The following is a 6,362-nucleotide window of genomic DNA, read 5'->3' as shown; positions in this document are numbered from 1 at the left end:
CAGCTCGTCGGTGACCTTGAGCCACTTGAGGTGCTGGTTGACCATCGAGTCGACGATGTGGATGAACGCCTCGTAGGACGTGAACAGCCCGTGCCGTCCGGTGAGGAGGTAGCCCTCGAGCCAGCCCTGGCACTGGTGTTCGGAGAGCAGCTCCACGACGCGCCCGGCGCGGGCCAGGTGCTCCTGGCGGTCGTGCTCCAGGAGGTCGGCGTTCCACTGCTTGGCGGTGACCTCGTACACCGCCTGGAGCCGGTTGGAGGCCACTTCGTCGGGCCCGAAGAGCCGGAAGTTGCCCGGGTTGAGCCGCATGACCTCGGTGAGCCACCGGCCCAGCTCGCGGGTGGACTCGGTGACCGACGCGCCGGGCACGGGGACGTCGACGGCGAAGTCCCGCACGTCCGGCAGCCGCAGGTCGCGCAGCAGCAGACCCCCGTTGGCGTGCGGGTTGTCACTGAGCCGCAGGGGACCCTCCGGGGCGAGCGAGGCGACGTCCTCCACCAGGCGGCCGGTGTCGTCGAAGAGCTCCTCGGGCCGGTAGCTGCGCAGCCAGTCCTCCAGCACCTGCATGTGCTCGGGGGTGTCGCGGGCGCTGGCGAGGGGGACCTGGTGGGAGCGCCAGGAGCCCTCGGTCTGCTGTCCGTCGATCTCCCTGGGCCCGGTCCAGCCCTTCGGGGTGCGCAGGACGATCATCGGCCAGCGGGGCCGCTCGACCTCCTCGGCGTCCAGTCCGGCGGCCCGTTCCTTGATCTCGGCGATCTCGTCGAGCACGTCGTCGAGCAGGGCGGCGAACCGGGCATGGACCGAGAGCGGGTCCTCGTCGTCGAACCCGGCGGTGAAGACGTAGGGGTGGTGGCCGTACCCGCGCATGAGGTCGGTGAGCTCGTCCTCCCCGATGCGGGCCAGCACCGTGGGGTTGGCGATCTTGTAGCCGTTGAGGTGCAGGATCGGCAGCACGACCCCGTCGGTCCTCGGGTTGACGAACTTGTTGCCGTGCCAGCTGGCGGCCAACGGGCCGGTCTCCGCCTCGCCGTCGCCGACGACGGCGAGGACGAGGAGGTCGGGGTTGTCGAAGGCCGCGCCGTAGGCGTGGGACAGGGAGTAGCCCAGCTCACCGCCCTCGTGGATGGACCCGGGGACCTCGGGGGCGACGTGGGAGGGGATGCCGCCGGGGAAGGAGAACTGCCGGAACAGCCGCCGCAGCCCCTCGGTGTCCTGGGTGACGTCGGAGTAGATCTCGGACCAGGTGCCCTCGAGGTAGCCGTTGGCGACCGGACCGGGGCCGCCGTGGCCGGGGCCGGCGATGTAGATCGCGGACTGCTCGCGCTCCCGGATCACCCGGTTGGCGTGGGCGGAGATGAAGTTCAGGCCGGGTGTCGTGCCCCAGTGCCCGAGGAGCCGCGGCTTGATGTGCTCCGGGCGCAGCGGCTCGCGCAGCAGCGGGTTGTCGAGCAGGTAGATCTGCCCGACGGAGAGGTAGTTGGCGGCGCGCCACCACGCGTCGATGCGCTGGATCGTGGCGTCGTCCGGGGTGGGGCGGCTGCGGCGACGCCACCCGTGCGTGGAGACGGGGACGGAGGCGGTGCTCATGTCGAAGGCTCCCTGTGTCGATGGTCACGCCCCAGCCTTGTCGACCGCGGGCGGCTCGGCCACCGGAACGCCCTCGACACGACGCTGTCGGGGTGGCGGACGGTACGCGGTGTCCCCGCTCCCCGGCGAACTACCCTGGGACCGTGCCCCCCACGTCCCGTCCCGACCCCCGCGACTGGCTGCGTGCGGCGACCACGCCCCGGATGCTCGTGCTGCTGCTCCTCGTGGTCGTCGTCGCGGTCGTGTGCGGGCGGCTCGGCGCCTGGCAGTGGGACCGGGCCGGGGTGCGGGGGGAGCAGGCGCTGGAGCAGCGCAAGGAGGAGCTCATGGCGGCTCCTGCCGTGCCGGTCACCGAGGTGCTCGCACCGCAGCGCACCTTCGAGGTGGAGCACTTCGGCCGGCGGGTGGTCGTCGAGGGCCACTTCGTCCCCGACCAGCAGGTGCTCGTGCCCGGCCGTCACGTCGACGGGCAGGAGGCCGTGCTCGTCCTCACCGCCCTGCGGGTCGACGGCGGACCCCACGACGGCGCGATCATGCCGGTGCTGCGTGGCTGGCTCCCGCAGGACGGGTTGCTCGCCGACCGGCTGGAGGCAGGCGGGGCCGAGGTGTCGGCGCCCGCACCGCCTACCGGCCGGCAGGAGGTCGTCGGGATGCTCGGCAGCTCCGAGGCCGCGGGGGAGGGCGGGCTGCCGGACGGGTTCGCCGGCGGCATCAGCGTCGGTGAGCTCGCCGGGAGGTGGGGCACACCGATGTACAGCACCTACCTCGTGCTGGAGGAGCCGGCCCAGCCCGGCGGTCTGCGCCCGGCCCCCTCCCCGGTCGAGGAGCTCCGGCCCGACCCCAACCTGCAGAGCACGGCCTACGCCTTCGAGTGGTGGGCCTTCGCGCTCTTCGCCGTCGCGTTCTGGGTCAAGGTGCTGCGCGACGACGTCCGCGACCGCCGCCTCGAGGCCAGGATCGTCGCGGCGACGTCCCGCCCCGCCGAGAGCCCACTCCCCACCGACAGCTGACTTCGCACCGACAGCCGAGTTCCCACCGACAGCTGAGTTCTCCACCGACAGCCCACTTCCCACCGACAGGTGAGTTCTCCACCGAGAGCCCACTTCCCACCGACAGGTGAGTTGTCATCGAGAGCCGGCGTCCCGCCAAGAGCCGAGTGGCCGCGACCGGCACCGGCAGGTGGTCACCCCTGGCCCACCGTGCCCGGCCTGTGCACCATGGACAGGATGACGACGACGCCGCGACGCATCCCGCGTCTCCTCGCCCGAGCCCCGATCGGCGTCTTCCGGCTCGGCCTCGGCGGCGTCTTCGGCGGACGCCTCGTCATGGTCGACCACCGAGGGAGGCGCTCGGGTCTCGTGCGCCACGTGGTCCTCGAGACGGTCGCACGCGACGGCGACGCCTGCGTCGTCGTGTCCGGGTACGGCTGGTCCGCACAGTGGCTCCGGAACATCCACGCCGACCCCCGGGTGCGCCTGTGGTCCGGCTGGGGGACCGGACGCAACGCCCGCGCGGAGGTCCTTCCGCCGGAGGAGTCCGTCGCCGTCCTCGAGCGCTACCGCCGGGAGCACCCGGTGGCGGCCCGCTCCCTCGGTCGCGCGCTCGGCCTGGAGCCGCTGTTCACCCAGGGACCGCTGTCGGCCGAGCAGGTCGAACGCCTCCCCGTCGTCCGCATCGCCCCGCGCTGACCGCGACCTTTGCCTCTGTGCCGCGAAGGATCCTCTGCGTGGGCGCCCGGCCGGGTGGGCTGTCGCTGACAGCCCACGCGCTCGGAGTGACGCGAGGGGTCGGTGACAACTCACCTGTCGGTGGGAACTCGGCTGTCGGTGCGAACTCGGCTGTCGGTGGGAAGTGGGCTGTCGGGGGGAAGTGGGGTGTGGTGGAGGGGTCACTCCTGCTGCCAGGACTCCCACAGGGCGGCGTAGTCGCCGCCGGCGGCGACGAGCTCGTGGTGCGGGCCGATCTCGGTGATCCGGCCGCCGTCCATCACGGCCACCCGGTCGGCGTCGTGGGCGGTGTGCAGCCGGTGTGCGATCGCGACGACGGTCCGCCCGGTGAGCAGCGCGGACAGCGACCGCTCCAGGTGGCGGGCGGCCCGCGGGTCGAGCAGGCCCGTCGCCTCGTCCAGCACGAGGGTGTGCGGGTCGAGCAGCACCAGGCGGGCGAGGGCGAGCTGCTGCGCCTGCGCCGGCGTCAGCGGCACCCCGCCCGACCCCACGGCGGTGTCGATGCCCTCGGGCAGCTCGGCCACCCAGGTGTGGGCGTCGACCGCCTCCAGCGCCCGCAGCAGCTCGGCCTCGTCGGCGTCCTGCTTGGCGAGGCGCAGGTTGTCCGCCACCGACCCGACGAACACATGGTGCTCCTGGGTGACGAGCGCGACGTGTCGCCGCAGCTCGTCCTCCGGGAGGTCGACGAGCGGGACACCGTCCACCGTCACCCGGCCCCCGGTGGGCGGGTGGATGCCGGCGAGCATCCGACCGAACGTCGACTTGCCGGCACCCGACGGCCCGACGATCGCCAGCCGCTCGCCGGGCGTCAGGGTGAGGTCGATGCCGTGGAGCACGTCCTCGCCCTCCCGGTAGGCGTAACGCACCGCGCGGGCGCGGATGTCCTCCGCCGCGGGGCGGGCGGGGCCGGGGTGCCGGTCGGGGGCGACGAGCTCGATACCGACGATCCGCGCCAGGCTCGCCGTGGCGACCTGGATCTCGTCCACCCACATGAGCAGCTCGAACAGCGGCCCGCGCACCTGGATGACGTACAGCCCGACGGTGGTCACGGCGCCGACGGTGGCCAGCCCGCTGCCGACGAGGTGGGCGCCCCACAGCACGACGGCCGCCACCGGCAGCGAGAAGGAGACGACGAGCCAGAAGAACACCGCCATCCGCAGCCGGAGGGTGACCTTCTCCCGGCCCCACGCCGCGGCGACGGCGGCGTCGAGCCGCTCCCGGCGGCGACGCCCCAGGGCCAGGGCGTCGACGGTCGCGGCGTGCTCCACCGACTCGGTGAGCACCCCGTTGAGGTCCGCGTACGCCGCGGACTCCGCCCGGTACGCCGGCGCCGAGCGCCGCAGGTAGCGGCGGGTCGCCAGGACGAGCACGGGCAGCCCGACGAGCATGGCGAGCGCGACCAGCGGGGCGGCGAGCAACGCCGCCCCGAAGGTCAGCACGATCGTCGTCCCGGTGACCAGGACGCGCGGGATGCCGAAGCGCACCGCCCACTGGACCCGGTCGACGTCGTTGGTCGTGCGGCCCAGCAGGTCGCCGGTGCCCGCCCGCTCCACGGTCGACAGCGGCAGGTGGGTCACCCCGAGGAGGAACCGCTCGCGCAGCTCGGCGAAGACCTCCTCACCGAGCACCATCGCCCCCCGCTGGGCGTAGCGGGTGACCAGCGCCTGGAGCACGACGACCGCGACCAGCCGACCGGCGACGGTGTCGACGTACTCACGCGTGGTGCCGGCGAGGACGGCGTCGACGAGCCCGCCGAGCAGCCACGGCAGGGCGAGCGCCCCGACGGCGGCCAGCGCCTGCAGGGCGACGACGGCGAGCAGCGCGCGCCGGTACGAGCGCAGCAGGCGGGCCGCGAAGGCCCGGACGCGCCGGTTGTCGGCCACGGGCAGCTGCATGTCAGCCCACCTCCGCGGCGGCCAGGGAGCGGCCGACGACGTCGTGGTACGCCAACGCCCCCGGCTCACCCGCCGCGGCCCGGGCGAGCAGGTCGCGGTGCCGGCCCCGGGCCCGGACCGCGCCGCCGTCGAGGAGGACGACCTCGTCGGCGTGCTCCAGGACGAGCGGGGAGGTGGTGAGGACGACGGTGGTGCGTCCACGGCGGTAGGCCGCCAGCCGCTCGGCGATCCGTGCCTCGGTGTGTGCGTCGACGGCGCTGGTCGGCTCGACGAGGACGAGCACCTGCGGCTCGAGCAGGAGGGCCCGGGCGAGGGCGACCCGCTGGCGCTGGCCGCCCGACAGCGAGCGGCCCTTCTCGGTGACCATCCCGTCCAGGCCCTCCGGCAGGGACTCCAGGACGTCGTGGGCGTCGGCGACGTGCAGGGCCCGGAGCAGGGCCGCGTCCGGCAGCCCGGCGGCCCGGGCGTCGACGGCCTCCCGCAGCGTGCCGGTGAACAGCTGCGGCGTGGCGGAGGCGACGACGACGCGGTGCCGCACCTGAGCCGGCAGCAGGTCCCGCAGCGGCACACCGTCGAGGCGGACCGTGCCGGGGACACGGTCGTCGAGGCGGCCCAGCCGCACGGCCAGCGCCTCGCCCTCCCCGGCCCGCGGGGTGACGACGGCGGTGAGGGCGCCGGGGGCGGCCTCCAGCCCGGTGAGCTCGTCGACCAGCCGCGCCGGCGAGGTCGGCACCGGCGGGTCAGGGAGCTCGTCGGCGGCCTCGGACTCGGCGAGCGTCCCCGCCTCCGGGGTCACGGCCAGCACACCGACGATCTTGCGTGCCGCCACCCGCGCCCGGGTGAAGAAGCTGAGGAACTGGGTGATCCAGCGCAGCGGCTCGGACAGGTAGGCGGTGAAGCCGTAGAACGTCACGAGCTGCCCGGGGCTGATCTGCCCGCTCAGCGCCTGCCGGGCGCCGAGCCACACGACGCACGCGACGAAGAGCCCGGGCAGGAGCACCTGGAGCGCCTCGAGCACCGACGACAGCCCGGCCACCCGCACCCCGGCCCGCCGCACCCGCTGGGACTGGGCCCGGTAGCGCTCGGCGAAGGCGTCCTCCCCGCCGATCCCGCGCAGGATGCGCAGCCCGGAGACGGTGTCGGTGGCCAGCGT

General features: G+C 74.2%; 5 protein-coding genes. 2 read left to right on the top strand and 3 right to left on the bottom strand.

What is annotated here, in order from left to right:
• On the bottom strand, window positions 1–1,587 hold a 1,587-nt coding region (locus tag Q0195_RS09060; protein WP_299277343.1), incomplete at its 3' end, for a phosphoketolase family protein.
• 143 nt (window positions 1,588–1,730) lie between these two features.
• On the opposite strand from Q0195_RS09060, the gene Q0195_RS09055 reads away from it, so the two are divergent.
• The gene (locus Q0195_RS09055) at window positions 1,731–2,597 is read left to right on the top strand and encodes an SURF1 family protein (RefSeq protein ID WP_299277341.1); all 867 of its coding nucleotides are present in this window, start codon (window positions 1,731–1,733) and stop codon (window positions 2,595–2,597) included.
• 216 nt (window positions 2,598–2,813) lie between these two features.
• Window positions 2,814–3,275, top strand: coding sequence for a nitroreductase family deazaflavin-dependent oxidoreductase (locus Q0195_RS09050; RefSeq protein WP_299277338.1), 462 nt, complete (start codon window positions 2,814–2,816; stop codon window positions 3,273–3,275).
• Window positions 3,276–3,475: 200 nt separating this feature from the next.
• Here Q0195_RS09050 and Q0195_RS09045 read toward each other — a convergent pair whose 3' ends face one another.
• Window positions 3,476–5,209 (bottom strand): ABC transporter ATP-binding protein, encoded by a 1,734-nt coding sequence (locus tag Q0195_RS09045; RefSeq protein ID WP_299277336.1) that lies wholly within the window; start codon window positions 5,207–5,209, stop codon window positions 3,476–3,478.
• Window position 5,210: 1 nt separating this feature from the next.
• Window positions 5,211–6,362 (bottom strand): ABC transporter ATP-binding protein (locus tag Q0195_RS09040; RefSeq protein ID WP_299277334.1); only part of this gene is annotated, 1,152 nt, incomplete at its 5' end.

Origin of the sequence: uncultured Georgenia sp., from assembly GCF_937958535.1 — a bacterium.
Classification (GTDB): Bacteria; Actinomycetota; Actinomycetes; order Actinomycetales; family Actinomycetaceae; genus Oceanitalea.
Note: the sequence above shows the minus strand (reverse complement) of the source record. Positions and strands in the feature narration are given on the sequence as shown.